20 protein-coding genes are annotated in these 18,607 nt (G+C 67.4%); 5 read left to right on the top strand and 15 right to left on the bottom strand.

Annotated features, from left to right (window positions below):
- Positions 1 to 61: 61 nt before the first annotated feature.
- From AB1411_13945 to AB1411_14000, 12 genes are all read right to left on the bottom strand, one after another.
- Positions 62 to 322: a DarT ssDNA thymidine ADP-ribosyltransferase family protein gene (locus AB1411_13945; GenBank protein ID MEW6544695.1), complete on the bottom strand. Its 261-nt coding sequence runs from the start codon at positions 320 to 322 to the stop codon at positions 62 to 64.
- Between the two features lie 131 nt (positions 323 to 453).
- On the bottom strand, positions 454 to 834 hold the full coding sequence (locus AB1411_13950) for a GIY-YIG nuclease family protein (protein MEW6544696.1): 381 nt from the start codon (positions 832 to 834) through the stop codon (positions 454 to 456).
- Positions 835 to 939: 105 nt separating this feature from the next.
- Entirely contained in the window at positions 940 to 1,620 is a 681-nt protein-coding gene (gene nfi, locus AB1411_13955; GenBank protein ID MEW6544697.1) for a deoxyribonuclease V, read from the bottom strand.
- Between the two features lie 24 nt (positions 1,621 to 1,644).
- Positions 1,645 to 2,136 carry a Mut7-C RNAse domain-containing protein gene (locus AB1411_13960; protein MEW6544698.1) on the bottom strand — a complete coding sequence of 164 codons (492 nt, stop codon included), beginning with the start codon at positions 2,134 to 2,136 and terminating at the stop codon, positions 1,645 to 1,647.
- Positions 2,137 to 2,157: 21 nt separating this feature from the next.
- Positions 2,158 to 2,700 carry a BCAM0308 family protein gene (locus AB1411_13965; GenBank protein ID MEW6544699.1) on the bottom strand — a complete coding sequence of 181 codons (543 nt, stop codon included), beginning with the start codon at positions 2,698 to 2,700 and terminating at the stop codon, positions 2,158 to 2,160.
- Positions 2,701 to 2,933: 233 nt separating this feature from the next.
- Entirely contained in the window at positions 2,934 to 3,935 is a 1,002-nt protein-coding gene (locus tag AB1411_13970) for a zinc-dependent alcohol dehydrogenase family protein (GenBank protein ID MEW6544700.1), read from the bottom strand.
- Between the two features lie 33 nt (positions 3,936 to 3,968).
- The gene (locus AB1411_13975; GenBank protein ID MEW6544701.1) at positions 3,969 to 6,773 is read right to left on the bottom strand and encodes a cation-transporting P-type ATPase; all 2,805 of its coding nucleotides are present in this window, start codon (positions 6,771 to 6,773) and stop codon (positions 3,969 to 3,971) included.
- Positions 6,774 to 6,842: 69 nt separating this feature from the next.
- Positions 6,843 to 7,166 (bottom strand): hypothetical protein, encoded by a 324-nt coding sequence (locus AB1411_13980; GenBank protein MEW6544702.1) that lies wholly within the window; start codon positions 7,164 to 7,166, stop codon positions 6,843 to 6,845.
- A gap of 146 nt (positions 7,167 to 7,312) precedes the next feature.
- Positions 7,313 to 7,636, bottom strand: coding sequence for a hypothetical protein (locus AB1411_13985; protein MEW6544703.1), 324 nt, complete (start codon positions 7,634 to 7,636; stop codon positions 7,313 to 7,315).
- A 38-nt stretch (positions 7,637 to 7,674) separates the two neighbouring features.
- The gene (locus AB1411_13990) at positions 7,675 to 8,619 is read right to left on the bottom strand and encodes a thiamine pyrophosphate-dependent enzyme (GenBank protein MEW6544704.1); all 945 of its coding nucleotides are present in this window, start codon (positions 8,617 to 8,619) and stop codon (positions 7,675 to 7,677) included.
- A 150-nt stretch (positions 8,620 to 8,769) separates the two neighbouring features.
- Positions 8,770 to 9,999, bottom strand: coding sequence for a pyruvate synthase (locus AB1411_13995; GenBank protein MEW6544705.1), 1,230 nt, complete (start codon positions 9,997 to 9,999; stop codon positions 8,770 to 8,772).
- Positions 10,000 to 10,036: 37 nt separating this feature from the next.
- Positions 10,037 to 10,948, bottom strand: coding sequence for a 2-oxoacid:acceptor oxidoreductase family protein (locus AB1411_14000; protein MEW6544706.1), 912 nt, complete (start codon positions 10,946 to 10,948; stop codon positions 10,037 to 10,039).
- Positions 10,949 to 11,328: 380 nt separating this feature from the next.
- Between AB1411_14000 and AB1411_14005 the strand changes: the two genes are divergently transcribed.
- The 5 genes from AB1411_14005 to AB1411_14025 all read left to right on the top strand — a co-directional run bounded on the left by AB1411_14005 (position 11,329) and on the right by AB1411_14025 (position 16,353).
- Positions 11,329 to 12,543: a methionine adenosyltransferase gene (locus AB1411_14005; GenBank protein MEW6544707.1), complete on the top strand. Its 1,215-nt coding sequence runs from the start codon at positions 11,329 to 11,331 to the stop codon at positions 12,541 to 12,543.
- Positions 12,543 to 13,607: an AmmeMemoRadiSam system radical SAM enzyme gene (gene amrS / locus AB1411_14010; GenBank protein ID MEW6544708.1), complete on the top strand. Its 1,065-nt coding sequence runs from the start codon at positions 12,543 to 12,545 to the stop codon at positions 13,605 to 13,607. Before AB1411_14005 ends, amrS begins: the two co-directional genes overlap by 1 nt.
- A gap of 79 nt (positions 13,608 to 13,686) precedes the next feature.
- On the top strand, positions 13,687 to 14,793 hold the full coding sequence (dnaJ, locus tag AB1411_14015; protein ID MEW6544709.1) for a molecular chaperone DnaJ: 1,107 nt from the start codon (positions 13,687 to 13,689) through the stop codon (positions 14,791 to 14,793).
- Between the two features lie 36 nt (positions 14,794 to 14,829).
- A complete protein-coding gene (locus AB1411_14020) occupies positions 14,830 to 15,552 on the top strand; it encodes a BON domain-containing protein (GenBank protein ID MEW6544710.1) in 723 nt (240 codons plus the stop codon).
- Between the two features lie 363 nt (positions 15,553 to 15,915).
- Positions 15,916 to 16,353, top strand: coding sequence for a CBS domain-containing protein (locus AB1411_14025; protein ID MEW6544711.1), 438 nt, complete (start codon positions 15,916 to 15,918; stop codon positions 16,351 to 16,353).
- 80 nt (positions 16,354 to 16,433) lie between these two features.
- Here AB1411_14025 and AB1411_14030 read toward each other — a convergent pair whose 3' ends face one another.
- From AB1411_14030 to AB1411_14040, 3 genes are all read right to left on the bottom strand, one after another.
- Positions 16,434 to 17,357 (bottom strand): hypothetical protein, encoded by a 924-nt coding sequence (locus AB1411_14030; protein ID MEW6544712.1) that lies wholly within the window; start codon positions 17,355 to 17,357, stop codon positions 16,434 to 16,436.
- Between the two features lie 151 nt (positions 17,358 to 17,508).
- Entirely contained in the window at positions 17,509 to 17,934 is a 426-nt protein-coding gene (locus tag AB1411_14035; GenBank protein ID MEW6544713.1) for a hypothetical protein, read from the bottom strand.
- Positions 17,935 to 18,032: 98 nt separating this feature from the next.
- A complete protein-coding gene (locus AB1411_14040) occupies positions 18,033 to 18,485 on the bottom strand; it encodes a hypothetical protein (GenBank protein ID MEW6544714.1) in 453 nt (150 codons plus the stop codon).
- Positions 18,486 to 18,607 lie beyond the last annotated feature (122 nt).

The following is an 18,607-nucleotide window of genomic DNA, read 5'->3' on the forward strand; positions in this document are numbered from 1 at the left end:
AGTAAAGAACCCTGCCCTTCCGGGCAGGGCTTTTTAAACCAGGAGGACTCTCTCTCCTCCGCTACGCTACGGGCTGCCATTCATCCCCGCTCTTCCGAGCGGGGCATTCTTGGCAGGTTTCGTAAAGATTGGCATAGTCTTGCAGTGGTCGAGCGCCGGGAATCTGTTTGTTCCGCCGCTTGTCCTGAACCTCCTCCATGGCCACAGATGTATGCGACACGCAAGCAGCCTGACGGTTAGACAAAATGCCATGCTCTAGAATCGATGACACATTTTCGATGGGCGTGATGTAGTGCAGTTCAGCGATATCCGCCCGATTCACTCCTCTTCCCTTTCTGCTTCCTGCTCTATGCGGTACTCGCTGCCCAGTTCATGACAGATTCACTTCAAATATGCACACTATTAGGCAGGCAGAATACTCGCTTTGCCCCACGGTGACAAGGCGCAAGCTAGTCAGCGATCCGGCCGAAGCAGAAACAGATGGCCCGGCGTTTTGCCGCGCTGGTCGCTGTTGCCGAAGCGGGGGATGGCGGGAAACCGTGCCGTGCAGAGCCGGGCGAGCCGGCGCTCCGTGAGCTTGTCTCCTTCGGAGAGGAAGGCCGCCACTGGCTGCACGCGCGGATGGCTGGTCAGATGGTCGAGGTGCCAGCGCCGAGCTTTGTCGAGGCGCAGATGCCGAGCGAGCCGATGCCCCAAGGTTGCGGAGCGGCCGCGGGCCGACCCGACATAGCCGTAGAGACCAGGCGCAAAGGACAGGCGCCCCAACGCTCCGACCCGGATCGTCTCTCCCGGGACTTTCAGGACCAACAGGTAGACGCCCTGGGCGCCGGCCACCGGCTCAAGGGAGCTTACCCGCCTCAAACCCCAGGCTCGAAAGATCCTCGCTAAGGCGGGCGGCATCCTGCGGGCACTTCGCGCGTCCAGAGGAGGCACCGATATTCACCACTGCTCCCGTTTCGCCCGTTCCGCCAGGATGTCCGCGAGGCGGGTCGGCTCGGGAATCCGGTAGCCCTTGCCGCAGGCGAGGGCGATCTCGACGGCCCGGGCCAGGTTGATCCTGTGGCCGATCGAGACGAAGACGGGCCGCACCCGGTCTCTCGTGCGCAGCACGGACCCGATGACGCGCCCTTGACCATCATAGAGGGAGGAGGACGACCCGCGGGAGGCTCCCGGCTCGTCATAGGTGCCGAACAGGAGCGACTTGGCGCAGCCGATGGTGGGCCGGTCCAGGAGGACGCCGAGGTGGCAGGCGATCCCCGCGGCCCGCGGGTGGGCGAGGCCCTGGCCGTCCACGAAGATCACGTCCGGCTCGTGCTCGAGCTTGACAAAGGCCTTGAGCAAGGCGGGGGCTTCGCGGAAGGACAGGAGGCCCGGCACGTAGGGAAACCGCAGGCGGTCCGACAGGGTGACGGTCTCCACCGGCTCCAGGCCGGGGAACGAGAGGACGACGAGGGCGACGTAGATCCGATCGGCGGCCTTGTCGAAGGCGCAGTCCGCGCCGGCCACCAGCTTCGGGGTCTTCACCGCCCCCTTTGGGATGACCCGGATGCGCAGCCGCTCCTGGATCTTGACGGCTTCACGGGGGGTGACCTCCCAGGAGTGGAACGGATGGACCTTCATCGTCCGGCCGAATTCCGGCTACGATCAGCCCTCGTGCCGCGACAGGCGCGCAAGCCGTCCCTGCACGTGGGTCCAGTGCGTGCCGGGCCAGTAGATGCGCCTGCAGCCGGGACACCGGACGAAGGTTCGGTGCTGGGCGGCGACAAAGGGGGGAACGCGGAGGGTCGCTTCCTCATGCGCGAGCGGCTCCAGCAGCCGGTTGCAGACGACGCAGCGGGGATCGGTCCGGTCGTCCAGGGCCAGCCTGATCTGCAGCTCCCGTTGGAGCTGCCGCAACTGGTCCCCCAGGTCGTCGCTGGCCAGGAGGGTATGCCGGCCGCGCAGGACCTTCCGCTTGACCAGGTAGCCATCGCGCGTTAGGAGCCAGCGGTCCTCCAGAAGGACGCGCTCAATCAGCGTATGATCCGGCAAGGCCCGCTCATAGGCCGTGTCGTATCCCAACATGCGGAGCCAGCGGGCAAGCCGGCCGAGCATGGCATCGGCCAGAAAGGCTCTCGGACGGGCATCAGTCCCCATTCACGCCGTGTGACGACCGCCCTATTCCCCCCGCTCCCAGACCACCCGCACCAGCTTGTCCCCATGAGCCCAATGGTAGCGGGCTTTCCCGCGATAGGCCCGCTCCAATTCACGTCCCAACCGTTGCGCCAGTTTGACGTTGGTCGTGGTGACCTGCCACTCGCCCCGGTCCTGCTCGATCCCCATGATCCGCTCGAGCGGGTTGACGCCCTTCGCCCGGGTTTCTTCCTTGCGCAGCAGGCCGATGACGTCGTCCCGATGCGCGGCGAGCCCGGCCCAGCGCAGGGTCAGAATCCCCTCGGGATAACGGTCCCGAATCTTCTGACAGGCCGGGCAGGTGGTGAGCTTGACCTCCTTCCGGCGAGACAGCTCCGCGAAGCGGGCTTCGTCGAAGTGCCACCGCTTCTTCTCGAAGATGGCGTGGCATCCCTGACAGGCAGTGAAGCCGGTCTTCGGGCTCCGGACCGTGTACGGGTCCGCCTGCCTCGGGTTGATCCGTCGAGGGCTCGAAGGCAATCGCGGTTGCTTCCGGCCCGCTCCATGTTTCGCACGCTTCATCGTCATGAGGCTTCCTCCTTGTTCAATCCCCGCTCTTTTCGTACGCAAGGGGAATACCAGGCGGTCCTCAGAGGACCGGCGGGCCTTCACGAGCCGATTCGAGCGGTTAGGAGAAGCGCCAAATTCAGCGGGCGCCTCAAGCCCGGCGTAGCGGTCCGATATTACCCCAGCCGAGCGATCAAGACCGTCGCAAAATTCCTCATCGAGGTGCGGCCGGCGACGGGCTCGACCCTCCTTCCTCACGAGATGGCGAGCACCCCGGCCCCCTTCACCGTCCCGGCCTTGAGCTGCTGGAGCGCCTTGTTGGCCTCCTCCAGCCGGAACCGTTGCGTGTGGGGACGGATCGGGATGGCCGCCGCCTCCCGCAGGAGGTCCAGCCCGTCCTGCCTCGTGTTGGCGGTCACGCTTCTGACCACCCGCTCGCCGAACAGCTCCCGGTCGTAGTCGATCGCCGGGATTTTGGTCATGTGGATACCGGCGCAGGCGACCGTGCCGCCCTTCTCCAGAGCCCGCAAGGCCGGCGGAACCAGCTCGCCGGCCGGGGCGAAGATGATGGCTCCGTGCAGTTTCTCCGGCGGAGGCTCCGCTGCGCCGCCCACCCAGACCGCGCCCAGCTCCCGGGCCAGCGCCCGGTGCTCCTCGCGCAGCGAACACACGTAGACCGGGCAGCCCCAGTGCCGGGCCACCTGGATCGTGATGTGCGCCGAGGCCCCGAATCCATAGAGCCCCAGCCGCTGTCCCGGCCGGACACCGCTGAGCCGGAGCGCCCGGTAGCCGATGATGCCGGCGCAGAGGAGCGGCGCGGCCTCCTCGTCCGCGAAGGCGGCCGGGATCGGATAGGCGAAGGCAGCAGGCACGATCGCATACTCTGCATAGCCTCCGTCCTCGTGATAGCCGGTGAAGCGCGCCCGCTCGCAGAGGTTCTCCCGGCCGGTCCGGCAGAAATCGCAAACGCCGCACGTCTGCCGCAGCCAGGCGATGCCGACCCGGTCCCCCTCCTTGATCCCCCGGACCTCCCGCCCCACCCGCTCCGCGAGGCCCACGACCTCGTGGCCCGGCACGACCGGCCGTTTGGCTTCGGGCAGCTCCCCCTCCACGACGTGGAGGTCGGTCCGGCAGACCCCGCAGACCGTCACCCGCACCAGCACCTCGCCGGGACCCGGCTCCGGCCGAGGCAGCTCCTTGAGCGCCAGCGGGCTCGTCGCCACATCAGCGCTTCGCTCCAGCAGCATGGCATTCATCATGGACGAGGCCGATCGCGTCATGGCAGGTCGTCAACGCCGCAGGGCGTTCGCGGTCCATTTTCGCACGAGGACCTTGCGAATTTCCTCGGCAAGCAACAGACAGGCCGATCCCAGCATCAGCGGAGGCCAGACCCAGGCCGGCAGCGGCCCGGTGCCGAAGATCGCGTTCCCGATCGGGGTGTACACGATGAGGGCGAGCAAGGCCAGTTCGACTGCGATGCCCCACAGGATGAACGGATTGCTCAACAGCCCCAGGCCGAAGACTGAACCCCGTTCGGACCGGCAGGCGAAGACGTTGGCCACCTGCGCGATCACGATCGCCGCCAGGGTCACGGTCGTGGCCTGCCGGTAGAGCGGATCGGTCCAGGCCAGCGGCGCGCCCCAGGTCCACCCCTGCGCCAGCAGGAACCAGAAGAAGGCGGCCATCGCGATCACGGCCTCGATGAGTCCGAGGAACGCGTAGGCGCGGAGGAGGAGCGGGAGACTCAGGAGCCGCTCCGTCCTGGGCCGCGGCGGGGCTTCCATGATGCCGGCGTGGGGCTTTTCGGCGCCGAGTGCGAGGGCCGGGACCATGTCGGTGCCCAGGTCCACCGCGAGGATCTGCGGGACGGTCAGCGGCAAGGGGATCGCGAAGATTCCGTACCCCAGGTACGGCACGATCTCCGGCACGTTGCTGGCCAGCACGTAGGTGACGAACTTCCGGATGTTCGCGTAGACCGCCCGGCCCTCTTCGATCGCGTCCACGATCGAGGCGAAGTTGTCGTTGAGCAGGACCATGTCGGCGGATTCCTTCGCGACGTCGGTTCCCGCCACCCCCATCGCGATCCCGATGTCCGCCTTCTTCAGCGCAGGGGCGTCGTTCACCCCGTCCCCGGTCGCCGCCACCACCTCGCCCATTTCCTTCAGCGCCGTCACGATCCGCATTTTGTGCCGCGGCGCCATACGGGCGAACACCGGCTCGTGCCCCGCCGCCTTGGAGTCCGCCAGCAGCCGGTCGAGGGCCGCATCGCCGAGCCGGTCCAACTCGACGCCCTCGATCACCCTGCCCTCGGCCCCGGAACGGACGAGGCCGATCAGGCGCGCGACCGCCAGCGCGGTCAGCGGATGGTCGCCCGTGATCATGATGACGCGGATGCCGGCCCGTTGACAGCGCGCCACCGCGTCCGGCACCTCCCGGTGCGGCGGGTCCATCAAGGCGACCAGTCCCAGGAACGTGAGGTCCCGTTCCACGGTCTCCGAGCTCAGGTGCTCGGCGATCCCGGCTTCGATGTCCCGCGTGGCCACAGCCAGCACCCGGTAGGCCTGGTGGGCAAACGAGCGACTCCGCGCCAGAATCGTCTCGCGCTCTTCCACGGCCATGGGCGGCGTCTTCCCGTGCACCTGGGTCCGGCTGCAGAGCGGCAGCAGAACCTCCGGGGCCCCCTTCACGAAGGCGACCAACCGCCCTTCGACCCAATGGATCGTGGTCATCCGTTTGCGGTCCGCATCGAAGGGCAACTCGCCCATCCGTCGAAAGCGGTCCGTGAAACAACTCTCGCCGAGGCCGTGCAACGGCCCGTAGTGCTGCGCGAACTCGACCAGCGCCACTTCGGTCGGGTCCCCCGTCACGGACACCCGCACGCCGCCGCGCCGACCGCGCTTCACGTTGTTGCAGAGGGCGACGGCTCGGAACAGGGAACCCCAGTGGCGGAAATCGGGCGCCGGGCCCGGCTCTCCCTCCGCCTGCCTGACCAACCGGCCGTCCCGGACCGCGATCTCGTTTCCATCCACGTAGAGCCGCTCGACCCGCATGCGGTTCTCGGTCAGGGTCCCGGTCTTGTCGGTGCAGATCACCGTGGCGCAGCCGAGCGTCTCGACGGACGTCAACTGCTTGATGAGCGCCTTCCGGCGGGCCATCCGCTGGCTCCCCATCGCCAGCGCGAGCGTGACCGTCGGCAGCAGCCCCTCCGGCACGTTGGCGACGATGATGCCGATCCCGAAGACGGAGCTGACCCACAGCCCCATGCCCATCCAGAGCCCGATGGCGAAGAACAGCGCCCCCATGCCGGTCGCCAGCAGGGCGACGACGTGCGTGACCCGCACGATCTCCTTCTGCAGCGGGCTCAGGCCGGCCGACACCGTCGTCGCGAGGCGGGCGATCTTGCCGAACTCGCTGTTCGCGCCCGTGGCGAACACGACCGCGCGGCCGCGTCCGGAGAGGATCGTGGTCCCTGCAAAGACCAGGTTCGGCGCGTCGAGCGGGTTGCCCGCCCCCGCCGGCTCGGCGGTCCGCCGCTTGGGCTTGGCCTCCCCGGTCAGCGAGGAGTTGTCCACCCGCATGGCGACGACCTCCACCAAACGCGCGTCGGCCGGCACCTGCTCCCCCTCCTCGAGCAGCAGCAGATCCCCGGGGACGAGGGCATGGCGCGCAATCTGCTCCGGCTGTCCGGACCGGAGCACCCAGGCGGTCGCGGGAAGCAGCCGGTGGAGGGCCTGCACGGCCCGTTCGGCCTTGTACTCCTGGACGAAGGTGAAGAGGGCGTTGATCAGGATCACGCCGAGGATCGCCCAGCCCAGCGTGGCCATGCCCTGACCCGGCTGAAAGCCTTCGGCCAGGAAGGACAGCCCGGCGGCGAGCCAGAGGAGGATGGCGAGAAAATGCGTGAACTGCCGAAGAAACCGGCGGGGGAGCGACGGGCCTTTGATTTCCTGAAGGCTGTTCGGCCCGACTTGGGCCAGACGCCGGGCCGCCTCCTCCTGGGAGAGCCCGGTCGGGCCAGTCTGGAGGGCCTTCAGCGCTTCCTCGGGAGACAAACCGGAGAGGTCCATCGTGAACCAGCCGGACGAGAGCACCACGGCTTCACGGTCGGGTCAAGCCGAGCGGACCGCGCCGGGCTTCCGGCGAAACGGCAAGGAGAAGCGGACCTATTTCTTCGCGGCCGCCCGCCTCTCTGAGACCTTCGCCTGCTGCTGGGCGAGCGTCACGGCCGTGTATTCGATCGCCTCCTTGACGTTCTGCTTGGCCTTCGGCCAGAGGTTCTCCTGAATGCGCGGATCCGTCAGGATGACGTCCACCGCCGAGTTCACGAGGGTATCGGAGCCGAACTCCATCGCTTTCTTGAGCTCCACGCGGAGTATGTTTGCGATGATGCCGGCGCTCAGCACCAGCGCGGCCGAAAACACGATCGCCCAAGGAATCGCCCGCACGAACCCTTCGAGGAAGATCCGCCCCAAGCTCTTCTCGCCCATGATCCACCTCCCCGGCTAAGTGTTCTCCTGAGGCCCCCTGACCGGCCACAGAGGTAGCACGTTCGGCGGGAGATGTCCAACCGGCCGGGCTGTTATTCCCCCTTCAAGGCCGGCTTGCGCTTCCCCAGGAACGCACGGATGCCTCGCTACCTCTTCGCCCCCGCTTTCACGCCGGTCCCCGCTCCCGGCTGCCGGTTGAGCGCGCCGGCTGCGAACTCGATGGCCTCCTTTGCGTTCTGTTTGATCTTGGGCAGGAGTTGCTCGTTAAACGCCCGGTCGTGGAGGGCTTCCTGAATGGCGAAATGGAACGTGGCATGAGCCCCGTACTCCATCGCTTCCTTCACCTCCTGCCGGAGCATGTTCATGGCCGAGTTGACGACGAACAGCGACGCCAGCGTGAACATGACCGTCCACGGAATCGCCCGCACGAATCCCTCGACGAATATCTGGCCCAAGCTCTTCTCACCCATGACGCACCTTCTTGGCTAAAGAGTTCACTGCGCCCCCCTCACCGCGGGGGTTCTGCTCTCACCCGACTCCAATAGGCGTCCACTCGATCCTGGATGTGCCTGATCGCCGCCTCCTGCCTAGTCGGCTCGAAGAGATGCCGGAAACGCTCCTGCAGCCTGAGATAGTCTTCAACCGGACGGCGTTTGGGAACGTAGGTGTGCGTGACCTCGCCCTGCACCGCCTCCTTGAGCGGCCAAAGCCCGGTCTCGACCGCCAACCTGGCCACCTCGGGCGTCTGGAACGGATCGAACCCCCAGCCGGTCGGGCAGGGGGAGAGGGCCAGGAGCAGCTTGGGCCCGGCGATGCGCGAAGCCCGCGCCAGCTTTTCCGCCAGGTCGAGCGGGTAGCGGGCCGACAGGGTTGCGATGTAGGGCGGCCGATGGGCGCGCCAGATCTCGAAGATGTCCTTCTTCTCCCGGACGGTTCCCGCCGGATGCTGGAGGCTGCAGGGCGACGTGGTGGTGCGGGCCCCGTAGGGAGTGGCCGAGGAGAGCTGCACGCCGGTGTTGGCGTAGGCCTCGTTGTCGTAGCAGAAGTAGTAGAAGTCCAGATTGCGGCCGATCGCCGCCGACGTGGCCGAGAGCGCCATCTCGTAGGTAGTGCCGTCGCCGGCCAGGACGACGACCTTCAGGTCTTCCTCCTTCGGCAGCCGCCGCTTGGCGATTAGGACGTCCAGGGCGTCGCGGATTCCCTGGGCCCCGGCCGGCGCCGAGCCCATCGTCGTGTAGAGCCAGGACCCGTGAAACGGGGTGAACGGGTAGACCGCGAGCAGCGTGAAGCAGCCGGCCGCATTGACGAACACGACTTTCTCCCCGAGCACCTTGGCCGCCAGACGCAGGGTCTCCAGTCCGCCGCAGCCGGCGCAGAGCGACGTGCCGGGCAGGACCTGCTCTTCGAGGGGCAGTTGCTTGATCTTGCTGTACGTCTCGTGCGGCCAGGTCATGGTCTGCTCCGAAGCTATCAACTCTCCGCCATCAGCCCTTCGTGACTCGACGCGGAGATGGGGCGAAGGGGGGACGCGGGGATCTTTTCGTTTCGCCCCGTCGCCCTGTTTCCGTGTCGCCGCGTCGCTCGCACGAGAACGACTGACGGCTCACCTGTTTCCCGCAATCGTCACCCACTGGTCCATCTGGCGCCGGTCTTCCTCGGTATAGAGCAGGATGGGCCCGACGCCGCGCCCCCGCTCGCCCGCTTCGGCCATCCGGGCAAAAATCGCCTCGAACTCGCCCTCCGCAATGTTGCGGCCTCCCAGTCCTCCGACGAACGAGCAGAGGGCCCTAGGCCGATCCGGCTCGCCGCCGAGCGTGGCGGCCACCTCCTGATACAGGATGCCGCCGAGCCCTGGCGCCAGATTCTGATCCAGCACCGCCACGGTCCGGCGACCTTTCAACGCCTGCGTGATCGCCGCGGAGGGCCAGGGTCGGATGACCCGAAGGCGGAGCAGGCCCACGCGCCGGCCCCTCGCCCGCGCCGCGGCCACCGCAGCCTTGCCCTTCGTCGCGAAGGCGTTGCTCATCACGAGGACGTCCTCCGCATCCTCCAACCGGTACCCGTCCACCAGGTCATAGCGCCGGCCGAAGAGCCGCGCGAAGTCGTCCGCTGCTTCCTGGTGAACCGCCAAGGCGTTCATGGCCGCCAGGTGCATCTGATAGCGGAAATGGGAGTAGCCGACCGAGTTGAGCACGGCGACCCCCAGGGCCTGGGGCCGCGAGGCCTTGAAGCCCAGGTGCGACGGACGGTAGGGCGGGAGGAAGGCCCGGACCCGGTCCGGCTCCGGGCGTGAGACCGGCTCCCTCGTGAACGAGAGGTAGAAGCCGTCCATGTTCACGATGGCCGGAAGGCAGACCCGTTGGTCCTCCGCGATGCGATAGGCGATCAGGATCGAGTCCAGCACCTCCTGGCAGGTCTCAGCATGGATCTGGAGGAAGCCGGAATCGCGCGCGGCCAGCACGTCGTTGTGGTCCGACTCGAGGGTGATCGGCGCGGCCAGGGCGCGGGAGACGTTCACGAGCACCAGCGGCACGCGCCAGCCGGCCACCGTGTAGAGAACCTCGAACGCGTACAGGAGCCCCTGGCTGGAGGTGGCGGTGAAGACCCGCGCCCCGGCGGCGGCGGCGGCCCCGGCGGCCGTCATCATCGAGTGCTCGGAGTCCATCGTGACGAAGCGCGCGGCCAGGTCGCCGCGCTCGCACCAGCCGGCCAGCGTCTCCACGATCTCCGTCTGGGGCGTGATCGGGAAGGCCGGGACGTAATCCACCTCGGCCAGGCGCGCGCCCCAGGCCGCCGCCAGGTTGCCGGTCAGCAGCTCGCCGCTCATCGTCATGAACCGTACCTCGTCGTTCGTATCTCGTCGCTCGTCCTCACGAACTGCGCCTCACGAGGCCCGCTTCACGTTCGGAGATCAGGGCGAGCGTCGGACATTCCTCCACGCAGAGCAGGCAGCCCTTGCAATGGTCATAGTCGATGAGCGGGTGGGTGGCGCCGGTCATCCGCACGGCTCCGTCGGGACAGTGCAGGTAGCACATCCAGCAACCGATGCACTTCTCCGGATCGAGCACCGGCCGGAAGGTCCGCCAGCCTCCGGTTTTCCGGACCGTGACGTTGGCCAAGGCCGAGATCCGCGCCGTTCCGCTCGTCGGCGGCTCATAGGTCGGCGTCCGGAGCGAGGCCGGCTGGCCCGGCCGATCCCCGTTCTGTCGGAGCGGGACCGGTTGGACCAGCTCGAAGCAGGCGTGCGCCATCGAGAGATTCTGCTCGATGACCGGAACGGGCAGGCCCAGCTCACCGAGCTCCATGACGAGGGCCGTGCGGAGATTCGTTTCGCTCAGCCCGACCAGGCGGGCCGCGACGGCTCCCAGCGGGCCGCTCAGAGCCCCGGCCTTGCCGAGCTGGGCCAGGACGAGGCCGGTCAGGTCCCCGGTCAGGAGCCGACCGGGGCACGGGGCCCGTTCCAGGAGCTGCGTGACCGCCTGCTCGCTGTTCACGAAAACGACGGTGTCCGCTTCCACGCCGTCCCCCACGTGCGCCGCCGGATCGGCGAGCAGCGAGTCGTCCGCGACGACCACCAGGTCGGGCCTGGCGATCATCCCCCGCTCCCGGATCGGCGCCCGATCCAGCCGGGCAAAGGCCGTCATCGGTGCGCCTCGCCGTTCCGCCCCGTACAGCGGCGAGTCCTGCGCCATCCACCCCTCCAGAAAGGCGGCGGTGGCGACGAGGCGCGCCGCGGTCTTGGCTCCCTGTCCGCCCCGTCCGTGAAACCTGATCCTGACCATGGCTCCTCTGGAGAAAATAGCTAATAGCGGGCAGCCAGCGGCTCATAGCTATTCGCTATTCACTGCCAGCTATTTCTACAAGGGATGTGCCACCGGTCTGGAAAAGCGACCGAAGCGGCCAGCGGGAGGATACCTTCACCCTTTCAAGGAGATGGACTGGCGTGCCCCGGTCCCTTCCTCGTCTGTGTGTAGCGTCTTGGCGCTTTCTCCCTGCCAGCCCTGTAGCAAATTTCCTCAAGGCCATGAGGGGTCTTGCAGCAGAAGCCTGCAACCGGTGCGATTTCTTTGCAGAGTCCCGACTGCTCCCCTCCTGGCCGCACATGGCCGCGTCTTTGCTTCTCCGAGGAACGGTGGGCTCTCCCCGCCCGGAGGATTCGTTCATGACTTCGAGCATCGTGATCCAGGAATCTCCCGCCGCTCCGGTGGAAGACCAGCGGATCGAGATCGTCGAACGGAAGGGCATCGGCCATCCGGACACGATCTGCGACGCGGTGGCGGAACGGGTCGCCGTGGAACTGTCCCGCGCCTACGTCAGATCCTTCGGGCGCATCCTTCACCACAACATTGACAAGGGGCTGCTCGTGGCGGGCCAGGTGGATGTGCGGTTCGGAGGCGGGCGGGTCGTGGAGCCGATGCGCCTGATCATCGGGGACCGGGCCACGGACCGCATCGAAGACAAGGTCCTGCCGGTGGGCCGGATCGCCAAGGAGGCGGCCCGGGACTGGTTCAAGCAGAACCTCCCCTCGCTCGATCCGGACCGGCACTTCCGCTACCAGGTCGAATTGAAGCCCTGCTCCGCCGAGCTTGGCGCCATCTTCGCCCCGCGCCGGGGTCCGATGGTCGCCAACGACACCTCGGCCGGGGTCGGCTACGCGCCGTTGACGCCGACGGAGCGACTGGTCCTGAGCGTCGAGCGGTTCCTCAACGGGCCGCTCTTCAAGAGCGAATTCCCGGAGACCGGCCAGGACGTCAAAGTCCTGGCGGCCCGCCTGGGCCGGGACCTTTCGCTGACCGTCGCCATGCCCCTGCTGGCGGCTCACGTCGGCTCCGAGGCCGCCTACTTCCGGCTCAAGGCCCGCGCGCACCGGGCCATCCAGGGGTTCGTCCAGGGACAGCCGCACGGGTGCCGGCGGGTGCTGGTCCAGTTGAACGCGCTGGACCGTCCCGGCAGGGGGCTCGACGGCGTCTACCTCTCGCTGCTGGGGACCTCCGCCGAGCAGGGCGACTCGGGGCAGGTCGGCCGCGGCAACCGGGTGTGCGGCGTGATCGCGCTGAACCGCCCGATGAGCGGCGAGGCCGCGGCCGGGAAGAACGCGGTGAGCCACGTGGGGAAGATCTACAACGTCCTGGCGCACCAACTGGCGATGCGGATCCACCGGCAGGTGCCGGGCGTGCGGGAGGCGACGGTCTGGCTGTGCAGCGCGATCGGCCAGCGCATCGACCGCCCGAGCCTCGCCGCGGCGCAGGTGAGCCTGGCTCCCGGGATTCCGCTCAGGCGCGTGCAGCCCCAGATTCAGGCGATCATCCGGCGCGGGCTGGCGGAGATCGGCCCGTTCTGCGACGACCTGTCCCGGGGCAAGTATCAGGTGTATTGATGCGGGAGGCGTTGTTCTACGAGGTCGAGGCGGACCGGCGGGTCCGCTGCACCCTGTGCCCGCACTTGTGCACGGTCGCGCCTGGGCGCCGCGGGGCCTGCGGGGTGCGGCTCAACCGGGAGGGGAAGCTCTACACGCTGGTCGCCGATCGGGTGGTCTCCCAGGAGATCGACCCGATCGAGAAGAAACCGCTCTTTCATGTTCTCCCCGGCTCCTCGGCCTACTCGATTGCGACCGTCGGGTGCAACCTGCGCTGTCAGTTCTGCCAGAACTGGCAGATCTCCCAGGGGCCCAAGGGGCGCCAGGCCGAGCCGTCGGACTTCCGCTGCGAGCCCCTGGCCGATGCGGCGCCGGACCGGACGATGGGGCTCCCCGTGACGCCCGAGTCGGTGGTCGCCGACGCCCGCGCCAGCGGCTGCGAGAGCATCGCCTACACCTACACGGAACCGACGATCTTTTTCGAGCTGGCCTTGGAGACCGCGAAGGCCGCCCGCGCCGCCGGCCTGAAGAACCTCTTCGTCACGAACGGCTTCATCACGCCGGAGCCGCTGCGGATGATCGCGCCCTACCTGGACGCGGCCAACATCGACTTGAAGGGCTTCCGCGACGCCTATTACAAACGGGTCTGCGGGGCCCCGCTCCAGCCGGTTCTGGACGCGATCCGGTTGTACAAGCAGCTCGGCGTCTGGATCGAGCTGACCACCCTGCTCGTCCCGGGCCGGAACGACGGGGAGGAAGAGCTGCGGGAACTGGCCGGGTTCATCGTGGCCGACCTGGGCGACGAGGTGCCCTGGCACATCAGCCGCTTTTTCCCGGCCTACAGGATGGAGCAGGTGCCCGTCACGCCGATCGAGAGCCTCCGCCGCGCCGAGCGGATCGGGCGAGCGGCTGGGCTCAAGTACGTCTATCTCGGCAACCTGTTCGACCACGAAGGGATGGACACTCAGTGCCCCGGCTGCGGGACGCGGCTGATCCGGCGGGCCTGGCTCTTCACGGTGGAGAACCGGCTGGCGGACGGGGCCTGCCCGGCCTGCGGAAGACGGATCCCGGGGGTCTGGAAATAATCATCGTGAGAGGTGAGACGAACCCATTCATTATTCGCCTTCCGGCGTCTTACGTCTCACGTCTCACGTCTCACGAGCTATGGTGACCACCGAGCAGAAGCGCGACTATTACGAAGTCCTCGGAGTGGACCGGTCCGCCACGCGCGACCAGATCAAACAAGCCTATCGCAAGCTCGCGCTGCAATACCATCCGGACCGGAGCAAGGATCCGAACGCCACGGCCAAGTTCCGGGAGATCGCGGAGGCCTATGCGGTCCTCTCGGACGAGAACAAGCGGAAGGAATACGACGCGACGGGCCATGCGGGGGTCCGCGAGCGCTGGACGGACGAAGACCTCATGCGGGACTTCCAGTTCGGCGACTTCTTCGGCGGGCGGTTCGGCGACCTGTTCGGAATCTTCGGGGACGCCCTCGGCCGGGGAGCCAGGCCCGGCCGCGAACCGTCGCGGGGCCTGGACCTCCGCTACGACCTGGACCTGACGCTCGAAGAGGCGGCCAGGGGAGGAGACCGCGTGATCCACGTCACGCGCTCCGAGAAGTGCCCGACCTGCGGCGGGAGCGGTGCCAAGCCCGGGACCAAGCCCGTCACCTGCCCGGCCTGCGGAGGGACCGGGCAGACGCAGCAGGTCCGGACCGGGAAGGGCATGAAGGTCGTCACGCTGACGACCTGCAATCGGTGCCGCGGGCGGGGCCAGTGGATCGAGTCCCCCTGCCCGTCCTGCCAGGGCAACGGGCTGCGTTTCGTGCCCCACAGCCTCAAGGTGCAGATCCCGGCCGGCGTGGACGACGGAACGGTCATCCGGCTGGCCGGCCAGGGCGAAGCCGCCGCGGACGGGAGCCAGCCGGGCGATCTTCTGATCCGGACGCACCTCCGCCCCCACCCGGTCTTCCAGCGTCAGAACGACGACCTCTACACGGCCGCATCGATCGGGATTGCCGAGGCCGCGCTCGGCACCAGCCTCATGGTTCCGTCCCTGGGAGGAGGAACGATGCAGGTGAAGATCCCCCCCGGCACTCAGAGCGGCACCTCCCTCCGCCTGGCCGGCAAGGGCATGCCGCGGCTCGGCGGCAAGGGCAAGGGCAACCTGTACGTGATCCTGGAGGTCCGCACGCCCACCGACCTCACCCAGCGGCAGCGGGAGCTGCTCGACGAGTTCGCCCGGCTGGAAACGAGCAAGAAACGATGAATGGGGAACGATGAATGCGGAGCTGACGAGGTGACGATGTCCGAGAAAGATCGCGTCAAGAAGGAAGTGTGCGCGGCCTTCGAACGGGAGCGTCGCATCAACCTGCACCGTTTTCCGGTCACGATCGACTACCGGGACGGGGTCCTGACCCTGGAAGGCGAGGTCGAGCACGTGGCCGCCAAGAAGCTGGCCATGGAGCTCGCCATCGCCGTGCCGGGCGTGACCGGCATCGTGGACCGGCTCCGCGTCGCGCCGGCGACGCGCATGGGGGACGGAGCGATCCTCGACGCGGTGCGGGACGCCCTGCTGCAGGAGCCGGCCCTGCAGAGCTGCACGATCCGGGTCCTGCGCAAGGGCCAACGGGAGACCGTGCGGGAGGTTCAGACGGAGCCCCACGGGGTCATCGACGTCTCGGTGGCCGACGGGGTCGTGCTGCTGGACAACCACGTGGCGAACCATGTCCAGAAGCGCATCGCGGGCGTGCTGGCCTGGTGGGTGCCCGGGAGCCGCGACGTGATCAACGGCATGGAGGTCGTGTCCGAGCAGCCGGATTCCGACGAAGAGATGGCCAAGGCGGTGCGGCTGGCCCTCAAGGAGGATCGCCTGATCCGGTCTGACGAGATCCGCGTGGCCGTGGCCCGCTCGGTCGTCACGCTGGAGGGGACCGTCCCCAGCGAGGCGCAAAAAGAGATGGCGGAGTTCGACGCCTGGTACGTCTTCGGCGTGGACCAGGTCGTGAACAAGCTCGAGGTGCGGTAGCTTGATCTCCCGCACCGGGCCTAGAGCACCTGCGTTACGAGCGAAATGATGCACTTCACCCATGGCACCGGAGGACGAACGGCGGTAAGGATAAACCGAGCGGAGGGGCGGGCCAGAGGAACACCACCAAACAGGGGATTGCGCGCTGAGGCGATGGGCAGGCCCCGCCGAGACTGGCTCCGGCTGGGAAGCCGTGCCCCTCTCCAAGATCCCCACCGTAACCGGCGAGACTCTCCCGACCCCTCCGCTCTTCCTCGGTCGAGCAACGAACGGACGTGCAGCGAAGAGACGGATGGTCATTTCAGGTCAGGGGGAGTCGGATCTTGGCCGGGGCTCTGACGGCACCCCTGGGAAGGAGGAGGCATGAGACGCACGGAGTACATGGTCAAGGGATGCGATCCGGCAACCCTGACGGTGAGGCAGCTCATGGAAGACGCGGTCGTCACCTGCAGTCCCCAGGCTAGCGGGTTCGACATCGCCCGTATCCTGAGCGAGTGGAACTTCGGCAGCGTCCCGATCGTGGACGAGGACAAGACGCTGATGGGGCTGGTCAGCGAGTCCGACCTGCTCGATGCGGTGATCGCCGGCAAGGACCTGCGGACGATCAAGGCGTCGGACCTGATGACCAAGCAGGTGGTCACCGCGAGCGAGGACACGACGCTGGTGGACCTCGCCACCTTGTTCCAGGACCGCTATTTGATCCGTGTGCCGGTGGTCAACGGAAGGAAGCTGGTGGGAATCGTCGCCAGACGCGACATCGTCTTCGGCTATGTGAAGGCGCGCTCCGACTACTGGCCGTGACCGTTCCCCGGTGTGTTGTTGGGATCCGCGAGCGGGCGCTTCGTCCACGAAAGTGCGATGGAGCGCCCGCTCGGGATCGGTCAGGCCGCCCGGGCCACCGGCCATGCCAGACAGTGCTTGTCGCACGTCACTGGCCCGCCGTTGAAGGCGGAGCACCGGACGACCTCGTAAGGCGTGTCGTCGCTGAGCAGCATCTCGACCGCGACGTCCTTGCCGTGCGTGTCGCAGCGGGTCTCCAATTTGCGGGTGGACAACCGGCCTTCCATCAGCCCCATGCCCGCGGCAACCACCAGCATCGCGCCCGCGCCCAGCACGATGATCGCCAGGAACGCCCCGTCGCCGATGGATCCGAAGCCCCAGGCCGGCTCCCGATGGACGATCGGCGCCGGCGTCGCCCGATCCCCGAGCCCCGCCAGCACGGTCGTCGCCGCCGTCACGGTCGTCAGAGAGGCATCCGGCTCGATCGCCGCCCGCTCAAGCGCCTGGGTGGCGGCCAACAGGGTCCGCCCGTAGCCGGTCTCCGCCGCCTCCATCTCCCGGCCCAGCGCCTGCGTACCCGACACGATCATCTGCCCAAGCTCCGGCTGGACTGCGCGCTCGGCCTCGCGCTCCATGGCCTGGAACTCGGCCCTTCCCCAATCCGAGGGGAGCTTGAACCGCGCTTCAAGGAACTCCCTTCGCGTCGCCGCGAGCGCCGCGGCGTTCTCAGCCACGTCGGCGACAAAGCCCGTCTCCCTGGGCTTCACCTGCGTCAGCCTCCTGACCGCCTTCCCCATCGCGACCTGCGTGACTTCGCGAGCCGACGCCGCCCGGTCCGCGGCCGCGCCCGCCACCGTGATCGCCTTCACCAACTCTTCCTGGAGAAACGCTATAGGAGTCTCCGGCTCGGTCGGCGCCAGGGGGCCGCGGTCAATCCCCAGGTACGCGAAGAAGAAGACGGCGCTGGCTGTCACCGTGACCGCCCCGGCCATCGCGGCCATGTCTATGTGATCCAGACATCTCATCGCCGCACCTCCTTGCTGTCCTCACCACAACTTCTCCTCTTCCGTTCGTTTCGTCCGCCTAGCCGCTCAAGACAGGAACGGGCTTCGTCCGGTTCACCTGTCGGTCAGAGCGTCTCACCCCTCGCACATTTCACTTCCGTCGCTGAGCGCCCTAGCCGCCGGGTCCATGGTCCCACACTTCGTCGTCCCAGTAGTCAAAGCCGCCCTTCGACAGCTCCGGGTTGTGGCGCATCACATTGTGGTACTTGCCCGGCGTGACCTTTCCGCAGAAGTCGAATAGCTCCTTCGCGGACCAGCGGGGAATCCCGCCGCCCCTCGCATCTGCTTCCAGGATATCCATCAGCCCGTTCATCGCATCGTAGGTCGCCTTCAGATCGTTGGCCTCAAACGCGATCCGCACGACGCCGAGCTGAGCCCATGCCGGTTTGTACGCTGCCTCTCGCCCTTCGGCCCTGGCCAAATCCTGATGGTCCCGCATCAAGGCGGTGATCTCATCGAGCCACAATCCTTGCGCGGCTTCGACGACGAGCGGCGTCAGCGCCACCATCACCCAGCCGGCCAGGGCGGCCAACCACATCCTATGGTTCAAGTTCCACGTCATCGCTCCTCACCTCCCTTCCTCTCCTTCTTCCTTCCGCGCATGGTGAACAGGACGAAGCAAGAACTTTCTCCCTCCTATCCCTGGACCTTGGCCACCCTCGCCCCGGCGACACGACCCCGTGGCTTCCAGTGCCGGCTGACGTCGTGGTAGGCCGCCGGCGTGACCCGGTAGCAATAGTCCCAGATCGCTTCCGCGGTCTCGTCACTGATGCCGCCTTCCCGCGCTTCCAGCATGTCCATCAGGCGATTCATGGCCACATAGGTCCCGCGGTGATCGCCGGCCCGATACAGGTGTCGGACCAAGGCAAGCTGCCCCAGATAAAGGTCGAAATTGCCCCACGGTTCATAGGGAGGCGACGTTCCCCACTGGGCCAAGCTCTTCTGAAGCAGCACGAAGCCCGTGAGCTGATCGAGCCAGGCTTCGTCGCGTTCCATCCCGCTCTCTCGAGGCATCAGGACCAAAAACGCGACCACCCCGGCCCCCAGCAGCACCGCCGCCCATCGGCTTACTCGCGCAACCCTCCTCATGGCAGCTTCCCTGGCTCCCCCGGCCAACTCCCTTTCCAGGAACCGACGACCGGCAAGCATCTTTCTTCACGGAAGCAGGTTAAACCGACAGACCGTCAGCGACAATGAGCCGGTTGCATCAT

It is taken from the genome of Nitrospirota bacterium (genome assembly GCA_040757595.1).
Taxonomy (GTDB): Bacteria; Nitrospirota; Nitrospiria; order Nitrospirales; family Nitrospiraceae; genus JBFLWP01.

What these genes read in the sequence shown, in the direction of transcription:
- AB1411_14030 (MEW6544712.1), bottom strand. Translation starts at nt 17,357, where the DNA reads ATGAGATGTCTGGATCACATAGACATGGCCGCGATGGCCGGGGCGGTC.
- AB1411_14035 (MEW6544713.1), bottom strand. Translation starts at nt 17,934, where the DNA reads ATGTGGTTGGCCGCCCTGGCCGGCTGGGTGATGGTGGCGCTGACGCCG.
- amrS (MEW6544708.1), top strand. Translation starts at nt 12,543, where the DNA reads ATGCGGGAGGCGTTGTTCTACGAGGTCGAGGCGGACCGGCGGGTCCGC.
- AB1411_14000 (MEW6544706.1), bottom strand. Translation starts at nt 10,948, where the DNA reads ATGGTCAGGATCAGGTTTCACGGACGGGGCGGACAGGGAGCCAAGACC.
- AB1411_14040 (MEW6544714.1), bottom strand. Translation starts at nt 18,485, where the DNA reads ATGAGGAGGGTTGCGCGAGTAAGCCGATGGGCGGCGGTGCTGCTGGGG.
- nfi (MEW6544697.1), bottom strand. Translation starts at nt 1,620, where the DNA reads ATGAAGGTCCATCCGTTCCACTCCTGGGAGGTCACCCCCCGTGAAGCC.
- dnaJ (MEW6544709.1), top strand. Translation starts at nt 13,687, where the DNA reads ATGGTGACCACCGAGCAGAAGCGCGACTATTACGAAGTCCTCGGAGTG.
- AB1411_13960 (MEW6544698.1), bottom strand. Translation starts at nt 2,136, where the DNA reads ATGGGGACTGATGCCCGTCCGAGAGCCTTTCTGGCCGATGCCATGCTC.
- AB1411_14025 (MEW6544711.1), top strand. Translation starts at nt 15,916, where the DNA reads ATGAGACGCACGGAGTACATGGTCAAGGGATGCGATCCGGCAACCCTG.
- AB1411_13990 (MEW6544704.1), bottom strand. Translation starts at nt 8,619, where the DNA reads ATGACCTGGCCGCACGAGACGTACAGCAAGATCAAGCAACTGCCCCTC.
- AB1411_14020 (MEW6544710.1), top strand. Translation starts at nt 14,830, where the DNA reads ATGTCCGAGAAAGATCGCGTCAAGAAGGAAGTGTGCGCGGCCTTCGAA.
- AB1411_13995 (MEW6544705.1), bottom strand. Translation starts at nt 9,999, where the DNA reads ATGACGATGAGCGGCGAGCTGCTGACCGGCAACCTGGCGGCGGCCTGG.
- AB1411_14005 (MEW6544707.1), top strand. Translation starts at nt 11,329, where the DNA reads ATGACTTCGAGCATCGTGATCCAGGAATCTCCCGCCGCTCCGGTGGAA.
- AB1411_13965 (MEW6544699.1), bottom strand. Translation starts at nt 2,700, where the DNA reads ATGACGATGAAGCGTGCGAAACATGGAGCGGGCCGGAAGCAACCGCGA.
- AB1411_13980 (MEW6544702.1), bottom strand. Translation starts at nt 7,166, where the DNA reads ATGGGCGAGAAGAGCTTGGGGCGGATCTTCCTCGAAGGGTTCGTGCGG.
- AB1411_13985 (MEW6544703.1), bottom strand. Translation starts at nt 7,636, where the DNA reads ATGGGTGAGAAGAGCTTGGGCCAGATATTCGTCGAGGGATTCGTGCGG.
- AB1411_13970 (MEW6544700.1), bottom strand. Translation starts at nt 3,935, where the DNA reads ATGAATGCCATGCTGCTGGAGCGAAGCGCTGATGTGGCGACGAGCCCG.